Raw genomic sequence first — 16929 nt, 5'->3', positions numbered from 1 at the left:
GACCTGCGCGCGGCGGCGGTGCTGTCCGTGGTGCAGCTCGTCATCGTGGGCGTCGCGCTGACCCTGGCGGGGCGCGCGCGGGCTCGTCGGGAGCGCGCGCTGGCGCTCTCCTCGTCCGCTGATGCCGTGCGCCCGCTGACCCTGCGGCGCGTGCCCGGAACCCCGCCGCGCGACGGGCACGGGCTCGCGCTCGCGGCCGCCGGGGTCACCGCGCTCGTCGTCGTGCTGCTGTGCCTGCCGCTCGTGAACCTCGTGGTGCGGTCGCTGCGCGTGGGGGACGGGTGGGGGCTCGACCACTACGCGGCGCTCGGGACCACGGGCGGGGGGATGACAGTCTCCGTGTGGGCCGCGACGCTCACCTCGCTGCGGACGGCGCTGGTGGCGACGGTGCTCGCGCTCGTCGTGGGCGGGCTCGTCGCGCTCGTCGTCTCGCGCCGGCCGCGGCAGGTCGCGGGCCGACGAGCCGTCGCCGGGCTGGACGCGTTGTTCATGCTGCCACTCGGCGTCTCGGCGGTGACCGTCGGGTTCGGGTTCCTCATCTCGATGCACGAGCCGCTCGGGCTGCCGATCGACCTGCGGACGTCCGGGGTGCTCGTGCCGATCGCGCAGGCCGTGGTCGCCGTGCCCCTCGTCGTGCGGACCGTGCTCCCCGTGCTGCGGGCGATCGACCCCCGCCTGCGGCAGGCCGCCGCGACGCTCGGGGCCTCGCCCGGCCGGGTGCTGCGGTCGGTGGACCTGGCGCTCGCGACCCGCTCCATCGGGCTCGCGATCGGGTTCGCGTTCGCGGCGTCGCTCGGAGAGTTCGGCGCGACGTCGTTCCTCGCGCGGCCCGACGACCCCACGCTGCCCGTCCTGATCTTCCGGTTGATCGGCCGCCCCGGGCCGGACAGCTACGGCATGGCGCTCGCGGCGTCCGTGGTGCTCGCGGTGCTGACCGCGGGCATCGTGGCCGCGTGCGAGCGGCTGCGTGCCCCTGGCTCTGGAGGTGACTGGTGACCGGTCTCGGACTCGTCGACGTGGTGGTGCGGTACCCCGGTCTGTCGGCGCCCGCAGTGGACCGCGTCTCGGTGGACGTCGCGCCCGGTGAGGTGCTCGCGCTGCTCGGGCCGTCCGGGTGCGGCAAGTCGTCGCTCCTGCGCGCGGTCGCTGGGCTCGAGCCGCTCGCCGGCGGCTACGTGACCTGGGACGGCGCGTCCGTGGCGGACGTGCCCGTGCACCGGCGCGGGTTCGGGCTGGTGTTCCAGGACGGCCAGCTGTTCACGCACCGGGACGTGCTGGGCAACGTCGCGTACGGCCTTCGTGGCTCCGGGGCGGACCGGGTCACCGAGCTGCTCGAGCTCGTGGGCCTGTCCGGGTACGAGCGCAGGCCCGTCGCGACGCTGTCCGGTGGGGAGCGGCAGCGGGTCGCGCTCGCCCGCGCGCTCGCGCCCTCGCCGCGGCTGCTGCTGCTCGACGAGCCGCTGTCCGCGCTCGACCGGTCGCTGCGCGAGCGGCTCGCGGTGGAACTCCGGGCGGTGCTCGTCGCGACGGGGACCACCGCGGTGTTCGTCACGCACGACCAGGACGAGGCGTTCGCCGTGGCCGACCGCGTGGCCGTCCTCGACGCCGGGCGGCTCCTGCAGGTCGACACCCCGCCCGATCTCTGGCGCCGGCCAGCGTCGCGGGAGGTCGCGCGGTTCCTCGGCTACGAGGCGTTCGTGCCGGTGTCGTCCGCCGCGGCCGCGCCGCTGCGCGAGCTCGTCCCGCCGGGCTCCGGTCCGGTGCTCGCGCTGGCCGAGGGGGCGTTCGTCGTCGACACCGTGGCGCCCGTCGCCAAGGGGACGGTCCTGGGGATCACCTCGCGGCGCGGGCGGTCCGAGGTGCGGGTCGACGTGCCCGGCATCGGGCCGGTCACCGCGCTGGGCCCGGTCGGTGCGCGGTGGGCGGCCGGCGACGTCGTCGGGCTGGGTGTCGACGGGGACGCTGTCGCGGCGCTCGACTGACGTTGCTACGGTCGTCTGGTCAGCCGCCGAGCACACCGAGGTGATGAGCGATGACGTTGGACCGCCGTGAGGTCGTCTCGCTGGACATCTCCGCGCCGCCCGCCACCGTGTGGCAGCACGTGCGCCAGCCGGACCTCGTCCACCGCTGGTACCGCTGGGACTCGCCGACCCTCGACGACGAGGTCCGCGCGTTCGTCGCCGCGACCGAGGGGCACGAGGGCGGCACGAACCACACCCTCACGTGGCGCAACCACGACGTGCTCGCGATCGGCCCCGCGGCCGGCCGGCCGGCCGCGACGCACCTGACGGTCACCCGCAGCAGCCACGACCTCGCGGGCTACGACGGCGTGCACGACCACGCGGACGCGGTGTGGATCGCGTCCGCCGAGCAGCTGCGCTTCGCGGTCACCGCGCAGAACACGCAGCCCCGCCGGACGCTGTCGATCTTCGGTCTGGACGCGGGCGACCTGCGCGACCGGCTCCTCGACCGGGCCGGTCTGCACGGGATCCGCGGCGTGCCCATCGGGGGCAACGTGCAGGCTCGTCGTCCCGACGGGACTCTGCTCGGCGGCACGCTCGTGCGCAAGACCGACGACCTGATCGTGCTGCACCTGCACGGGATCACCGAGGCGATGCTCGTGCTGTTCGAGACGCCGGCCGCCAGCGCACCGCCGCACGGGACGGTCGGCGCGGTGCTGTCCACGTACGGGCTCGACGACGCGACGTTCGCGCAGGTGCAGGAGCGCTGGACCGGCTGGTGGCGCGGGGCTCTGCACTAGTCGTCAGACGAGGTCCAGCTGCCACTCGCCAGCGCCGCCCGCGGGGCGGAAGCCGAGGTCGATGTTGATCGCCAGCATCGGCGCGTTCTCCTCGGCGTTCCACGTGCCGATGCGGCGGACGTTCGGCAGCTCCTGCGGCAGGCGCTGCAGGTTCGCGGCCTTGAGCAGCATGCCGAGGCGGCGGCCGCGGTGCTCGCGGATCACCAGGGTGTCGTGCTGGTGCACGTACTCGTCCGTGTGCGGCACGACGAGGAAGCTCGTGTAGCCCGCCAGCGTGCCGGTCGGGATGTGCTCGGCGGCGGCCGTCAGGTACCCCAGACCGCGGTCGGCGAACTCCGCCTCGCGGGCCCGGACGCGGGGGCCGTCCCAGGCTTCCTCGCCCCAGTCGAGCCCGCCGGTCGGCACGTCGGTGCTCATCCGGGTCTGCAGGATCGCGAACTGGTCGAGCCACTCCTCGGGGCAGTGGTCGGTCCAGGTGACCACGCGGTACTCGTCGCCCGCGACCTGCTCCGCTGCCGCGCGGTGCTTGGCGAGGATCTCGGGGTCGAGCGGGACGTCGAGCACCGAGCGGCGCTCGACCTGCTCGAGCTGCCAGCCGCGGCTCGTCACGAACCGGACCGGGGCGTCGTCGGCGGCCACGCGCCCCTCGCCCGTGGAGGCCGCGAGCGTGTTCACGCCGGCCGGAGGCTCGACGGTCTGGTCGGTGGACGTCGTGACCTTGGTGCGTCCCTGCGCCTTCGCGGCGGCGAGCACCTCGTCGTACAGGGCCGAGCCGATGCCTCGTCGTCGGGCGGCCGGAATCGTGCCGACCTCGAGGTAGCCGGTGTGGGTGTTGTCCTGCAGCGGCAGGTTGAGCGCGGCGTACCCGACCGCGGTGCCGACCTCGTCGAGCGCGACGCGGCGCCACTTGAGCTCGTACTGCTGGTCGCGCAGGCTCCCGGCGACCTCGCGGGCGTTGCGGCAGAAGTCCGTGACGCCCCAGGTGTCGACGACGACGGTGTTCGCCGCCTCGACGTAGGCGTCGAGCAGCTGCGCGTCCTGGCCGTCGACCTCGTGCAGAGTCCACATGCCCTCACCGTGCGTCTGACCCGCATCCCGCGTCCAACGGATATAGAGTTCGGGGACCCGAACTTTCAGTGGCGGACGGACGGATCATGGCGGTCAGCACAGCGGGCATCCGGCGCGCGACGCGTCGTGGACCCCTGCTGCTCGGGCCTGCCTTCGTCGCGGCGATCGCGTACGTCGATCCCGGCAACGTCGCGGCCAACCTCACCGCGGGGTCGCGGTACGGCTACCTGCTGCTGTGGGTGCTCGTCGTCGCGAACGCCATGGCGGTGCTGGTGCAGTACCAGTCGGCCAAGCTCGGGCTGGTCACCGGGCAGTCGCTGCCGGGAGTGCTGGGCGCGCGGCTGGGGCGGCGCTCGCGGCTCGCGTTCTGGGCGCAGGCGGAGCTGGTCGCTGCGGCCACCGACATCGCCGAGGTGGTCGGTGGGGCGATCGCGCTCAACCTGCTGTTCGGCGTGCCGCTCCCGCTGGGCGGGCTCATCGTCGGCGCCGTCTCGCTGGCGCTGCTGACGACGCAGAACCGGTACGGGCAGCGGCGGTTCGAGTTGATCGTCGTCGGGTTGCTGGCCATCATCTCTCTGGGATTCCTCGCGGGTCTGGTGGTGAGCCCTCCTTCTGCGCGCGGGGTGCTGTCGGGCCTCGTGCCGCGGTTCGACGGGCCGGACTCGGTGCTCCTCGCCGCGAGCATGCTCGGTGCGACTGTCATGCCGCACGCGATCTACGTGCACTCCGCGCTGGCCCGCGACCGGCACGGCCGCGCCGATGACGCTGTCTCGCTGCGGCGCCTGCTGCGGGCCACGCGGTGGGACGTGGGCGTGGCGCTCGTGGTCGCGGGGCTGGTCAACATTGGGCTGCTGCTGCTCGCCGCGTCGGGCCTGCGGGGAGTGGCCGGGACCGACTCGATCGAGGGTGCCTACGCGGCGATCGTCTCCGTGCTGGGGGTGGGGATCGGCATCGCGTTCGCCGTCGGGCTGCTCGCCTCGGGGCTCGCCTCGACGTCGGTGGGCGCCTACGCCGGGGCGACGATCATGGAGGGGCTGCTGCACCGCCGCATCCCGCTGCAGGTGCGGCGCGTGGTGACGCTGATCCCCGCGGTGCTGCTCCTGGCCCTGGGCGCCGACCCGACGTGGACCCTCGTCGTGAGCCAGGTGGTGCTGAGCTTCGGCATCCCGTTCGCGGTCATCCCCCTGGTGGCGTTCACCCGCTCCCGCTCCCTGATGGGCGACGCGCGCAACGGCCCCCGCCTGCACGCGGTCCTGGTCACGGTGGTGACCCTGGTCGTCGCCCTCAACCTCACCCTCCTGGCCCTCCTCCTCACCACCTGACCCCACCGCTGCCCCGCCGGGTTCCCCTGGCGTGTCACTTCGCCGATTCCTCATCACCTCGCCGGAAAGAACCGGCGATCTCATGCGGAATCAGCGACGTGAAGCGCCAGGCCCGCGAGGTCAGCCGCGCAGGAGCCGGCGCGGTCGGATCGAGCGCTGCACCGAGGCTGGAAGGAACGGGACGACGCGGCGCGTCAGGCCTCTCACATCGTCGCCCGTCACGCGGAGCACTCGTCGGCCGGTCTCGACAAGCGCGTCGTGCCGCCGCTTCTCGCTGATGAGGTCTCCCTGCGACATGTACTTCAGACGGCCGTCGTACTCCATCAGGAGCATCCACTCCTCCCACCCGAGGTCCGACCAGAACGTGCCGAGTCGCGTGGTGACCTCGATCTGGGTCGACGGCACGGGCAAGCCGTCGCGCAGCAGGACGAACCGAGTGACCGACTCGCCTGGCGACTCCGAGCCGTCATCCGCGATCTCCAAGACTGCTCGGGCGCGCGCAGACCCGTTGCGAGCTGTGCGGGCGTGCACGGCGGCCTCAAGGTCGGCCATTGCCAGCCCGCGGTGCAGTGCCCCATCTGCGATGACGAGGCCGGAGGCAGGCGACAGCGTGGCGAGGCAGTCCGCGACGGTCCGCGCCAACGTCGTCACCGGCACGCCGGCCACCTCGGTCAGGTCCGCATCCTCAAGGCGACCGGTGTGGCTGGACAGCGACGCGGTGCGGGTGTTCCCGGCCCTCGAGGGTGCGAGGACGTGCGTCGTCGTGGGGACGCTCAGGACCGGGATGCCCCAGACCATGGCGGCCGACGCGTGGGAGAACCAGTGCGCGCCGGTGAGCCGCCGGTGCGTCCCGGCGATGTTGGCGAGTGCTCGTCGCTGTCTCGCCTCGAAGGGCAGCTCCTCGGGCACCCCTGTAGCGGTGTAGATGCCGTGCGCGGTCCGTTCCCACCGCCCGGAGCGCAGCTTGTCGGCGAGGACCTCAGGCGGTCGGTCCCGCGTGAGCCACACGGTCGGGAGCTTCGCGGGTTCGATGCGCGCGCGGGCGCCAGGGCGACGAGGCATGCACTGGATCGTCGGCCCGCGCGAACGCCGTGCGGCCCGTGCTGCGTCGATCTGTGGACGACCCGCTGGCCGCCCGCGGCTGTGGTCGGCCCGACCCTCTGGCGGGCCGCTCGTCGCTCGACGAGTCACACGGTGCGCCGACGGCCGCGTCATGTCGCCGATTCGCCATCGATTCGCTGGAAGGAATCGGCGAATCGAAGCTGAATCGGCGAGGTGACAAGGGCTGGCTCGCGGGCGGGGCGGAGCGGACCGGGCGGAGCGGCCGGCGCGCCGAGCTGGCGCGGGCCGGCCGGCCGGGCCGGCGGGTGGGTCAGCGGAGGGTGGAGAGGCGGGTGGTGAGGTGGGTGCGCTCGGCGTCGTTGGTGACCAGCGCGAGGGCCCGCTCGTACTCGGTGGCGGCTGCCGCCGGGTCGCCCGCGCGGACCAGGAGCTCGGCCCGGACCGCGGGGAGACGGTGGTGGCGGGGCAGCGCCTCGTCGAGGCCGTCGAGGAGCGCGAGGCCGGCGGTCGGGCCGTACGCCTCCGCGACGGCGACCGCGCGCGCGAGCCGGACCACCGGTGAGCCGGTCAGGTCCTCGAGGGAGGCGTAGAGGGTGCAGATGCGGGACCAGCGGGTGTCGGCCGACGAGGGGGCGGTCGCGTGCTCCGCCGCGATCAGGGCCTGGAGGCGGTACTCCTGCGCGAGCTGCGAGGCGGGCGCAGCGCCGGACGAGCCCTCGGCGGACTCGCGTGCTACCGGCCCGCCCGACGTGGCTCCGTCCGCCGCGCGACGAGCCCGGTCGGGCTCCTCCGACGCCAGCAGCGCGACCGCCTCCGCGATCTCCTCGCCGTGCCACCGCGACCGGTCCTGGTCCGGCAGCAGCACGATCTGCCCGGACGGCGACAGCCGCGTGTCGCGCCGCGAGTGCTGCAGCAGCATCAGGGCCAGCAGCGAGGACAGCACCGCGCGGCCCGGCAGGAGCACGGAGAGCTGCCGCACCAGCCAGATGGCCTCGTCGCCCAGGTCGACCCGCAGCGTCACGGGCCCGGAGCCGGGCTGGTAGCCCGAGGTGAACATCAGGTACAGCACGGTTGCCACGGCGTCGAGCCGCGAGTCGAGCTGGCCCGGCGGCGGCACCGCGAACGGGATGCCCGACGACGCGAGCCGCTTCTTGGCCCGGGTCAGCCGTGCGGCCATCGCGGTCTCCTGCACGAGCAGCAGCCGCGCGATCTCGGCGGTGGTGAGCCCGACGACGAAGCGCAGGGTCAGCGCGACGCGGTCGTCGGCCGCGAGGGCAGGGTGGCAGCACGCGAACACGAGGCGGAGCTGCTCGTCGGCCACGTGCGCGCCGTCGAACGGGTCGACGACGGCCGCGGCCGCGGCGCGCATCTCGTCGTCGACGGCCATGAGCGGTTCCTTCCGGCGGTGCACCGCCTCCGTGCGCAGGCGGTCGAGGACGCGGCGGCGGGCTGCGGTCAGCAGCCACGCTCCGGTGTTGGTGGGGACGCCGTCGGCCGGCCAGTGGCGCGCGGCGGACTCGAAGGCATCGGCGACGGCGTCCTCGGCGAGGTCGGGTCGCTGGTACTGGCCGATCAGGAGTCCGACGAGCCGGCTCCAGCTGGTCTGCCACGCATCGGCCAGCGCGGCGTCAACGAGGTCGGTCACCGCGGCTCCGCGGGTCGGACCTCGAACGCGCCGGCGAGCCCGCGCAGCGACTCGGTCACCGCGTCGAGGTCGGGCGCGTCGAGCACAGCGACCGAGGACAGCCCGTCCGACAGCGCGCCCGGTGTCAGGGCGCCGTCCCGCACGGTCGTCGCCGCGTCGGCCGACGAGAGCACCAGGCCTCCGGGCACGAGGCCGCCGTACCCGAGCACGACGAACTGCATCACGCCGCGACCGGACGCAGCTCGGCGCACCCGGAACCGAGCACGCCCGAGACGAGCGCGGCCAGGTCGGCGACGTCCGAGGTCTCGACGAGGTAGTACCCGCTCAGCTGCTCGACGGCCTCCGTGTACGGGCCGTCGGTGACTGATCCGCCCCGCACCAGCAGGGCGGTCGCGGCCGGCGCGAGCTCGTGCGCGTGGACGATCGTGTGCCCGCGGGCGCCGCACGCCGCGTTGAACTCCGCATGAGCGGCGTACGCAGCCTCGCGCTCGGCCGACGAGGCCGCCGCCCACGCTCCCTCGTCCTCGTGCAGCAGCACCAGGTAGGTGGTCATCGCCGCCTCCGTTCCGGACCTCGGGGCACCCACTGTGCCCGTTCTCCCGGGTGACGCGCGAGGGCCGGGCGGATCGACAAGCGGTCAGGCGTGGATCGCGAGACTCAGCACGACGACGTCGTCGCGCCGGTCGCCCGTCGGGCCGAGGGCCTCGACCACCGCGGCGGCGCCGAGGTCCGACAGGCCGGCGACGACGGCGGCCGCAGCCGCGATGCTGTCGCGCATCGACTCGACCCGCCGTTCGAGGAGCCCGTCGGTGTAGACGACGAGCGTGTCGCCGGGCGCCAGCTCGACGACGTGGTCGTGCCGCTCGCGCTCGGGGATGAAACCGAGCGGCAGGCCCGGCCGCGCGTCGAGCACGACGCACGCGCCGCTCGCGCGCCGGACGAAGGCGGGCGGGTGCCCGGCCGAGGCCCAGGTCAGCCGCCGGACGCCGCTCGCCGTCGGCGGCTCGAGCCGGGCGAGGAACGCGGTCGCGGTCGCCTCCAGGCCGGTCCCGACGTTCGCCTGGTCGAGCAGCTCGAGCACCATGGACGGCGGCTTGTCGTGCTCCCACAGCAGCGCGCGCAGCATCGAGCGCAGCTGACCCATTCGGGTCGCGGCGGGCATGTCGTGGCCGGTCACGTCGCCGACGACGATCGCGAAGCCCCCGTCGGCCAGCTCCATCGCGTCGTACCAGTCGCCACCGACCTGCTCGGTGACCTCGGCCGGCAGGTAGACCGCGTCCAGGTCGACGCCGGTGGGTTCCGGGAGCTGCGAGAGCATCGCCGCCTGCAGCGTGCGCGCCACGTCCGAGCGGCTCTGCAGCAGGTGGGCGCGCTCGAGGGCCGTCGACGCGTCGCTCGCGAGCGTGACGAGCAGGTCGCGGATCGAGCTGGTCAGGACGCGCGGCTCGTGCCAGCGCAGCAGGATCGCACCGAGCGTGGCGGTCGACGTGGTCAGCGGGAGGAACGCGGCGGCGCCCGGGCCGCCGACGCCGGCGACCCGGGGGAAGGCGGCCCCCATCGCCTCGGCGTCGTCGAAGAACAGCGGCCGGCCCGAGACCACGGCGCGCACCGCGGGGGACTCGGTCCGGTTGAGCGGCTCGTCGGCCCAGATCGACTCGGGCGCGCCAGGGACGACCGCGTGTCGCACCCAGGACAACGACCCGCGCTCGGGGTGCGCGAGTGCGACCGACGAGCGGGCCGCCCCGGCGACGTCCGCGGCCGCGCGCTGCACGGCGTCGAGCACGTCGTCGGGCGTCCGCGTCTGCGTGAACGCGTCCGACAGGGCGAGCAGGATCTGCGCGTGCGCCTCACGCCGCGTCGCGGTGGCGACCGCCGTCGTCGCCGTGTCCCCGGCCTCGCGCAGCTGGACCTCCGACGCGCACGCGAGCGCGAGGTCCTCCAGCACGGCGAGCTCCCGCTCGATCCACGCGCGCGGCTCGCCGTCGATCGCGCACAGCGAGCCCACGGCACGCCCCTGCAGGTCGTGGAGCGGGTAGCCGGCGTACGCGATCACGTTCAGGTCCGGGATCGCGAGGTTGTCCTGCAGGAAGTCGACCGTGCGCGAGTCGCTCACCACCAGCGGCCGGTCCTCGGCGACGACGTGCTTGCAGAACGAGTGCGACAGGGGTGTCCCGCGGCGCGACTGCCACGGCTCGGGGAGGCCGAGAGCGCCGGGCAGACGCTGACCGTCGTCGCCGACGAAGCTGACCAGCGCGACGGGGACGCCGAGGTACGCCTTGACCAGGCGCGCGAACCGCTCGTACGCCGGATCGGACGCGGTCGTCGGTCCCAGGTCAGCCACCCGGGAATGATGACACGCGGGTCAGACGGTCGGCTCGGCGTCGGCGTGCGCGACGTGCCGCAGCTGGTTCCAGATGAGCACGACGAAGAGCGCCGACCCGAAGAACGCGAACCAGAACGGCGCGGTCACGCCATGGTGCTGGGCCAGCACGCCGCCGATCGTCGACCCGATGACGAGCCCCCCGAAGACCCCGACGAGGTTCACCGACCCGACCCGCCCCTGCAGCTCCATCGGCACCGCGCGCTGCCGCACGGTCACGGACGTCGCGCCCCAGACGAACGCGTGCGCGCCGAACACGAAGAACACGAGCAGGGCTACCCAGGCGGTGGTGGTCAGCGCGAGCGCCAGGTGCGTGAGGGTCTCGATGATCAGGCCGATGCGCAGCAGGTTGCCCAGGCTGATCCGCGCCGTGAGCCAGCCGTAGCAGGCGATGCCGACGAGCCCACCGACGGCGCCGACGGTCGTGATGAGCCCGAACCCGACGGCCCCCAGGCCGAGGCGCTGCGTGGCGTACAGGACGAGCACCGACCACGCGGCGCCGAACGTCACGTTGAAGATGAGGATCGTCAGCACGAGCGTCCGCACGGCCGCGTGGTGCCACACCCACCGGCAGCCCTCGGCGATGTCGGCCCGGATGTGGGTGCGCTCCGCGGGCTCGCGGCCGTGGGGCGGCAGGACCACGCGCGAGACGAGGACCACGCCGCCAGCAACGAGCAGCGCGTCGACGGCCATCGGCCACGCCTGCCCGGCCGCGAACAGCGCAGCGCCGATGGGCGGACCCGCGAGCTGGTTGACGGTGATGAAACCGGCCTGGATGCGCGCGTTCGCCAGCGCGAGGTCGTCGCGAGTCACGAGCATGGGGACCAGGGTCGACGAGGCGTTGTCGGCGAACGTCTCCGCGGTGCCGAGCACGAACATCGCGACCAGGACGACCCACACGGGCGAGGAGTCGACGAGCACCGCCGCCGCGAGAGCGGCCAGGACGGCGCACCGCAGCAGGTCGACGACGATGACGAGCCTGCGCCTGTCGACGCGGTCGGTGACCGCCCCGGCGAACAGCCCGAACAGCAGCGGCGGCAGCCACTGCAGCGTCGCGGCCAGTGCGACGACGAACGCGTCGTGCGTGCGCGCGGCGACGAGCAGGGGCCCCGCCGCGATGAGGATGCCGTCGCCGAGATTCGTCGTCCAGGACGACGCGAGCACCCAGCGGAACGGCACGCCCAGGCGGCGCGGCACCACGGTCTCGAGCAAGCGACTCACAAGGCGGAGACGATACCTGCGCCATGATGCGGCGATGGCCCCGCGCTGGAACCACAACATCCACTACCACCGGCTGGTGCTCGACGCCGTGCCTTCCGGGGCGAGGACCGCGCTCGACATCGGCTGCGGCGAGGGGATGCTGGCGCGCGAGCTGCGGACACGCGTGCCGCAGGTCACGGGCATCGACCTGGACGGTCCGGGCATCGCCCTCGCGCGCGAGGCGGGCGGCGGCGTCGAGTACGTCCAGGGCGACGCCATGACCGAGCCGATCGGCCCGTTCGACCTCGTCGCCTGCGTCGCGACGCTGCACCACCTCGACGCCCGGGCGGCGCTCGCGCGGTTCGCCGACCTGGTGGCGCCGGGCGGGCGGCTCGTCGTCGTCGGGCTGGCCCGCAGCGACGGCCTCGTCGACGCCCCGCGCGAGGCCGCCGCCGTGCTCGCGCACGCGGTCGCCGTGCGTCGCCGCGGGTACTGGGAGCACTCGGCGCCGCAGGTCTGGCCGCCGCCCGAGACCTACGCGGGCATGCGCGTGATCGTGCGCGACGTCCTGCCGGGCGCGACCTTCCGCCGGCACCTGTACTGGCGCTGGTCGCTGGTCTGGGAGCGCCCGGCCTGACCGCTCAGCGCGACGAGGGCCCGCCCTCGGCCAGGTCGTCGGCGGCGTCCGGCTGGTGCACGCAGACCCACAGCGCCGACGGCCGCACGGTGACCTCGAGCGTGGTGCCCGCGTCGATGACGTCGCCGTCGAGCTGCCGCGGCTGCGACTTCTCGGCATGGATGACGATGTGCTCGCCGCGCAGGTACTCCACGCGCGGCAGCTTCTTTCGGCTGCGCAGGACACCGACCAGGATCTGGATCCAGTGGCCGAGGTTGCGCGGCGCGATGATCGCGACGTCCATCTTGCCGCTGTCCGGCTCGGCATCGGGGAGCACGTTGACGCCACCCTGCAGCCGACCGACGTTGCCGACGAGGATCGTGCGCGCGTGCCGACGCAGCGCGGGCGCGCCGTCGACGACGACCTCGAGGAGCATCTCGGAGTCGAACGCGTGCCGCAGCGCGGAGAAGACGTAGGCGATCGTCCCCGCCTTGGCCTTCAGCGCCGTCGGGGCGTCGTCGACCATCGCCGCGTCGAGGCCCATGCCGGCCATGATCGCGAACGACTGGCCCTCGACCTCGCCGACGTCGATGCAGCGCCGGCCGCGGCGGATCGCGGTGTCGACACCGTCGGGCACGTTGGTCGGCACGTCGAGGTTCGCGGCGAGCAGGTTGCCGGTGCCGCCGGGCAGCACCGCGAGAGCCGCGTCGGTGCCGACGAGTCCCTCGATCGCCGAGCGCACGGTGCCGTCGCCGCCGCAGACGAACACGACCTCGGCACCGTCGGCCACGGCCTGCTCGGCCTGACCGCGCCCGGGGTCCTCCGCGGACGTCTCGAACCACGCGGGCTCGGGCCACCCGGCGGCGGCGAGCTGCTCGGTGATGTCGTCGCGCAGCTGCTCCCAGCCCTCGACGCGGTTCGTGTTGACGATGAGCGCGGAGCGCAGGGGGCCGCTCCCGTGGCGCTGGGCGGAGGCAGGTTCGGTCACGGGCTGAGTATCCGGGTCAGAACCCCTGCCCGCGCGGTGAGTGCCGTGCCAGGCTGTCGATCGTGACCCTCACCGAGTCCGACGACGTCAGTGCCGTCTCGACCGGCAGCCTGCCCGACCGCGACCGGGTCACCCGCGCGATGGCCGACGCGCACGCACGCTTCGGGGTCGTCCACGACGGGACCGTCGCCGACTACATCCCGGCGCTCGCCGACGCGGACCCCGCACTGTTCGGGCTGAGCGTGGTCTCCGTCACGGGCGACTCGCACGACGTGGGGGACGCCGACCATCCCTTCTCGATCCAGTCCATCTCCAAGGCGTTCGTCTTCGCGCTCGTCGCGCAGGACCTCGGGCACGACGAGGTGCTGCGCCGGATCGGGGTCGACAGCACCGGGCTGCCCTTCGACTCGGTCATGGCCCTCGAGCTCAACGGCGGCGCTCCGATGAACCCGATGGTCAACGCGGGCGCGCTGGCGACGACGAGCCTCGTGCCGGGCGCGACGCCTGCGGAGAAGTGGGACCGGATCGTGGCGGGACTGTCCCGGTTCGCCGGGCGCCCGCTCGAGGTCGACGAGGACGTGTACGCCTCGGAGGCGGCCACCAACCAGCGCAACCAGGCCATCGCCACCCTGCTGCAGAGCTACGGCTCGATCGACGCCGACCCCGTGGAGGCCACCGACGTCTACACCCGCCAGTGCTCGCTGCTCGTGACGGCCCACGACCTGGCCGTGATGGCGGCGACGCTGGCGGACGGCGGCGTGAACCCGCTGACGCGCGAGCAGGTCGTCGACGCGGTCGCCTGCCGCGACGTGCTGGCAGCGCTGGCGACATCCGGCCTCTACGAGCAGTCCGGGCGGTGGCTGGCGACGATCGGCCTGCCCGGCAAGAGCGGGGTGTCGGGCGGCATCATCACGATCGCGCCGGGCAAGGGCGGCCTGGCGACCTTCTCACCGCCGCTCGACGGGGCCGGCAACAGCGTCAGGGGCAAGCTCGCGACCCAGCACCTGTCGCGCGCGCTCGGCATGAACATCTTCGCGTCGGCTCCGCACCCGCCGTCGTGACCCGACCCCGGTGACGTCACCGCACGGGCGGCCCGGCACCGTTCTCACGCAGCACTCCTCGAGACAGGTGGACTCATGACGACGCCGTCGGACGATGCCCCGCTGGACCGGCGACTCGCGCTGCTGCTGGCGCTGGCGATGTTCGTGCTGGTGGTGGACACGTCCTTCATGAACGTGTCCATCTCCGCCGTCGTCGAGGACCTGGGCACGACGGTCAGCGGCGTGCAGTCCGCGATCGCGCTGGAGGCGCTCGTCTCGGCGGCCTTCATCCTCATCGGCAGCAAGGTCGGCGACCTCGTCGGGCGCAAGCGCGCGTACGTGCTCGGCCTGCTCGCGTACGCGACAGGCGCCGTCGCGATGATGCTGTCGCAGAGCCTGACGACGGTCATCATCTTCTGGTCGATCATCGGCGGGCTGGGCGCCTCGCTGCTGCTGCCGTCGATGCAGTCGCTCATCCACGGCAACTTCATCGGCAGGGCGCAGGTCCGGGTCTACGCGCTGGTCGGCGCGTCCGCCTCGATCGCGGCGGCGGTCGGCCCCCTGCTCGGCGGCTTCATCACCACCTACCTGTCGTGGCGAGTGGCCTTCGGGCTCGAGGCGCTGATCATCGTCGGGGTGCTGAGCGGCATCAAGCTGGTCAAGGACGTGCCGTACACGGGCGACCGTTCGATCGACCTCGTCGGCGCGGGCCTCTCGGCGTTGGCCATGGGCGGCATCGTGCTCGGCATCCTCGTCTGGCAGGAGGGCGGCGAGGCGGTCGGTGCGCTGATCGCCCTCGGTGCGATCGCCCTGCTCGCCCTGGTGCGCTGGCTGCTGCACCGCAAGCGTGCGCACAAGCCCGTGCTGCTGGACCCGGACCTGTTCCGACTGCCCCTGTTCCGGATCGGCGTGACGCAGCAGATGCTGCAGCAGATCACGCTCGGCTCGGCCATGATCACGTTGCCGATCTTCTTGCAGATGGTGCTCGAGTACGACGCCATGGCCGCCGGTCTCTCGCTCGCCCCGCTCTCGCTCAGCATGTTCGCCCTCGCGCTGCTCGCCGGGAAGCGGTCGGGTCGGCGTCGTCCCGCCGACATCGTGCTCGCGGGCTTCGGTCTCGTCGTCGTCGGTGTGATCGTCCTCATCCCGATCGTGCCGCGCGCCACCTCGGGCTGGTACCTGGTGCTGCCCCTCGTCATCGTCGGCTCCGGGCTCGGGCTGCTCGTCTCCCAGCTCAACAACTACACGCTCTCGCCGATCGACGAGGAGCGGGTCAGCGAGGCCGCGGGCGTCAACTCGGCCGGCGGCTCGTTCGGCCTCTCCTTCGGGCTCGCGTTCGCCGGAGGGATCCTGCTCGCCGCGCTCTCGCTCGGCTTCACCAACCAGTCCGACGCCAGCACCGTGCTCTCGGCCGACGAGAAGTCGCAGGTGTCGACCGCCCTCGAGGACGACGCCGAGCTGATGAGCAACACGCGCCTCACGGAGGTCCTGGCGGGTCAGCCGCAAGACGTCCAGGACGAGATCATCCGCATCAACACCGAGGTGCGACCGCGTGCGCTGCAGCTGGCCCTGCTCCTTCCGCTGCTCGTCGGCGTCGCGGGTCTGATCAACGGCTTCCGCATGCGGCGCCTGCCCGACCCGCAGCCGAACGCCGCCGCCGAGGGCGCGGCGTTCGGCTGACGGGCTACGCGAGCACCGGCTCGGGCAGCCGGTCCTCGGCGTCCACGTCGACCCGCGGCAGCACGCGGTCGAGCCAGCGCGGCACCCACCAGTTGGCGCGGCCGAGCAGTGTCATCGTCGCCGGCACCAGCACCATCCGGACCAGGGTCGCGTCGACGAGGATCGCGGTGGCCAGCCCGACGCCGAACATCTTGGTCCCCGCGTCCTCGCCCAGCACGAACGCCAGGAAGACGCTGACCATGATGAGCGCGGCCGAGGTGATGACCCGGCCGGTCTTCGCGACGCCCGCGACGACGGCCCCCTCGTTGTCCCCAGTCGCCGCGTACTCCTCGCGGACGCGGCTGAGCAGGAAGACCTCGTAGTCCATCGAGAGGCCGAACAGGATCGCGAACATGAACATCGGGATGAACGACACGATCGGCACCGTCGCCTCGAGCCCGATGAGGTCCGCGCCCCAACCCCACTGGAACACCATCACCATCACGCCGTAGGACGCCCCGATGCTCAGCAGGTTGAGCAGCACGGCCTTGAGCGGTACGAGCACGGACCGGAACACGAGCATGAGCAGCAGGAAGGACATGGCCAGCACGGCGCCGACGAAGGCCGGTAGCCGGTCGTTGACCCGGACGCCGACGTCGGCGAGGTTCGCGGCCTGCCCGCCGATGTGGGCGCGTGCGTCGGTGCCGGTCAGGGCGCCCGGGAGGACCTCGGCGCGCAGCCGGTCGACGGTGGCGTAGGTCGCCTCGTCCTGCGGGCCGGTCGTCGGGTGGACGACGAGGATGCCGATCCCGCCGCGGACCGTCGGTGGGTCCAGGTCGGCGACGCCGGGGTCTGCCGCGATCGAGGACGCGAGCCCTGGCAGCACCGACTCGTCGCCCTCGACGGCGACGACGAGGGGTCCGTTGTGGCCCGGGCCGAACCCTGCGGCCACCAGGTCGTAGGCCTGCCGCTCGGTCCGGCTGGGGGGCAGCGCGCCGTCGTCGGGGATGCCGACCCGGAGTGCGACGACCGGCGCGGCGAGCGCGAGGAGCAGCGCGGTGACCGCCACGAGGTAGACGCGGGGGTGGCGCGTGACGTGCCGGGTCCAGCGCGCCCAGCCCGGGCTCGTCGCGACGACGGGCCGGCGCCCGACGACTCGTCGGCCGGCCACCGCGAGCAGCGCCGGCA

16 protein-coding genes are annotated in these 16929 nt (G+C 73.5%); 7 read left to right on the top strand and 9 right to left on the bottom strand.

Annotated elements, in window-relative coordinates; translation table 11 throughout:
* The 3 genes from D1825_RS05690 to D1825_RS05680 all read left to right on the top strand — a co-directional run.
* A partial coding sequence (locus D1825_RS05690; protein ID WP_118766480.1) for an ABC transporter permease occupies positions 1–996 on the top strand: 996 nt, incomplete at its 5' end.
* Positions 990–1982, top strand: coding sequence for an ABC transporter ATP-binding protein (locus tag D1825_RS05685; protein WP_118766479.1), 993 nt, complete (start codon positions 990–992; stop codon positions 1980–1982). The genes D1825_RS05690 and D1825_RS05685, both read left to right, overlap by 7 nt.
* 50 nt (positions 1983–2032) lie before the next feature.
* Complete coding sequence (locus D1825_RS05680; RefSeq protein WP_118766478.1) at positions 2033–2761, top strand: hypothetical protein; 729 nt, start codon at positions 2033–2035, stop codon at positions 2759–2761.
* A gap of 3 nt (positions 2762–2764) precedes the next feature.
* Here D1825_RS05680 and D1825_RS05675 read toward each other — a convergent pair whose 3' ends face one another.
* Entirely contained in the window at positions 2765–3829 is a 1065-nt protein-coding gene (locus tag D1825_RS05675; RefSeq protein ID WP_118766477.1) for a GNAT family N-acetyltransferase, read from the bottom strand.
* An 86-nt stretch (positions 3830–3915) separates the two neighbouring features.
* Between D1825_RS05675 and D1825_RS05670 the strand changes: the two genes are divergently transcribed.
* Positions 3916–5151, top strand: a complete 1236-nt coding sequence (locus D1825_RS05670) for an Nramp family divalent metal transporter (RefSeq protein WP_118766476.1) — start codon at positions 3916–3918, stop codon at positions 5149–5151.
* A gap of 120 nt (positions 5152–5271) precedes the next feature.
* Here D1825_RS05670 and D1825_RS05665 read toward each other — a convergent pair whose 3' ends face one another.
* From D1825_RS05665 to D1825_RS05640, 6 genes are all read right to left on the bottom strand, one after another.
* Positions 5272–6213: a hypothetical protein gene (locus D1825_RS05665; RefSeq protein ID WP_118766475.1), complete on the bottom strand. Its 942-nt coding sequence runs from the start codon at positions 6211–6213 to the stop codon at positions 5272–5274.
* Positions 6214–6523: 310 nt separating this feature from the next.
* Positions 6524–7858, bottom strand: coding sequence for an RNA polymerase sigma factor (locus D1825_RS05660; protein ID WP_118766474.1), 1335 nt, complete (start codon positions 7856–7858; stop codon positions 6524–6526).
* Positions 7855–8082 carry a hypothetical protein gene (locus D1825_RS05655; RefSeq protein WP_118766473.1) on the bottom strand — a complete coding sequence of 76 codons (228 nt, stop codon included), beginning with the start codon at positions 8080–8082 and terminating at the stop codon, positions 7855–7857. The genes D1825_RS05660 and D1825_RS05655 overlap by 4 nt, the downstream gene beginning before the upstream one ends.
* Entirely contained in the window at positions 8079–8411 is a 333-nt protein-coding gene (locus D1825_RS05650) for a YciI family protein (RefSeq protein ID WP_118766472.1), read from the bottom strand. The genes D1825_RS05655 and D1825_RS05650 overlap by 4 nt, the downstream gene beginning before the upstream one ends.
* Before the next feature lie 84 nt (positions 8412–8495).
* Positions 8496–10199, bottom strand: a complete 1704-nt coding sequence (locus tag D1825_RS05645; RefSeq protein ID WP_118766471.1) for a GAF domain-containing SpoIIE family protein phosphatase — start codon at positions 10197–10199, stop codon at positions 8496–8498.
* Positions 10200–10220: 21 nt separating this feature from the next.
* Entirely contained in the window at positions 10221–11459 is a 1239-nt protein-coding gene (locus tag D1825_RS05640; protein ID WP_118766470.1) for an MFS transporter, read from the bottom strand.
* A 34-nt stretch (positions 11460–11493) separates the two neighbouring features.
* On the opposite strand from D1825_RS05640, the gene D1825_RS05635 reads away from it, so the two are divergent.
* Entirely contained in the window at positions 11494–12075 is a 582-nt protein-coding gene (locus D1825_RS05635; RefSeq protein WP_118766469.1) for a class I SAM-dependent methyltransferase, read from the top strand.
* A gap of 4 nt (positions 12076–12079) precedes the next feature.
* On the opposite strand, the gene D1825_RS05630 is transcribed toward D1825_RS05635, so the two are convergent.
* Complete coding sequence (locus D1825_RS05630) at positions 12080–13042, bottom strand: diacylglycerol/lipid kinase family protein (protein ID WP_118766468.1); 963 nt, start codon at positions 13040–13042, stop codon at positions 12080–12082.
* 62 nt (positions 13043–13104) lie between these two features.
* Between D1825_RS05630 and glsA the strand changes: the two genes are divergently transcribed.
* A complete protein-coding gene (glsA, locus tag D1825_RS05625) occupies positions 13105–14103 on the top strand; it encodes a glutaminase A (RefSeq protein ID WP_233549656.1) in 999 nt (332 codons plus the stop codon).
* A 75-nt stretch (positions 14104–14178) separates the two neighbouring features.
* Positions 14179–15762: an MFS transporter gene (locus D1825_RS05620; RefSeq protein WP_118766467.1), complete on the top strand. Its 1584-nt coding sequence runs from the start codon at positions 14179–14181 to the stop codon at positions 15760–15762.
* Between the two features lie 4 nt (positions 15763–15766).
* Here the strand turns inward: D1825_RS05620 and D1825_RS05615 are convergent.
* A partial coding sequence (locus D1825_RS05615) for an MMPL family transporter (RefSeq protein WP_147356249.1) occupies positions 15767–16929 on the bottom strand: 1163 nt, incomplete at its 5' end.

The organism is Cellulomonas rhizosphaerae, assembly GCF_003470205.1.
Taxonomy (GTDB): Bacteria; Actinomycetota; Actinomycetes; order Actinomycetales; family Cellulomonadaceae; genus Cellulomonas; species Cellulomonas rhizosphaerae.
Note: the sequence above shows the minus strand (reverse complement) of the source record. Positions and strands in the feature narration are given on the sequence as shown.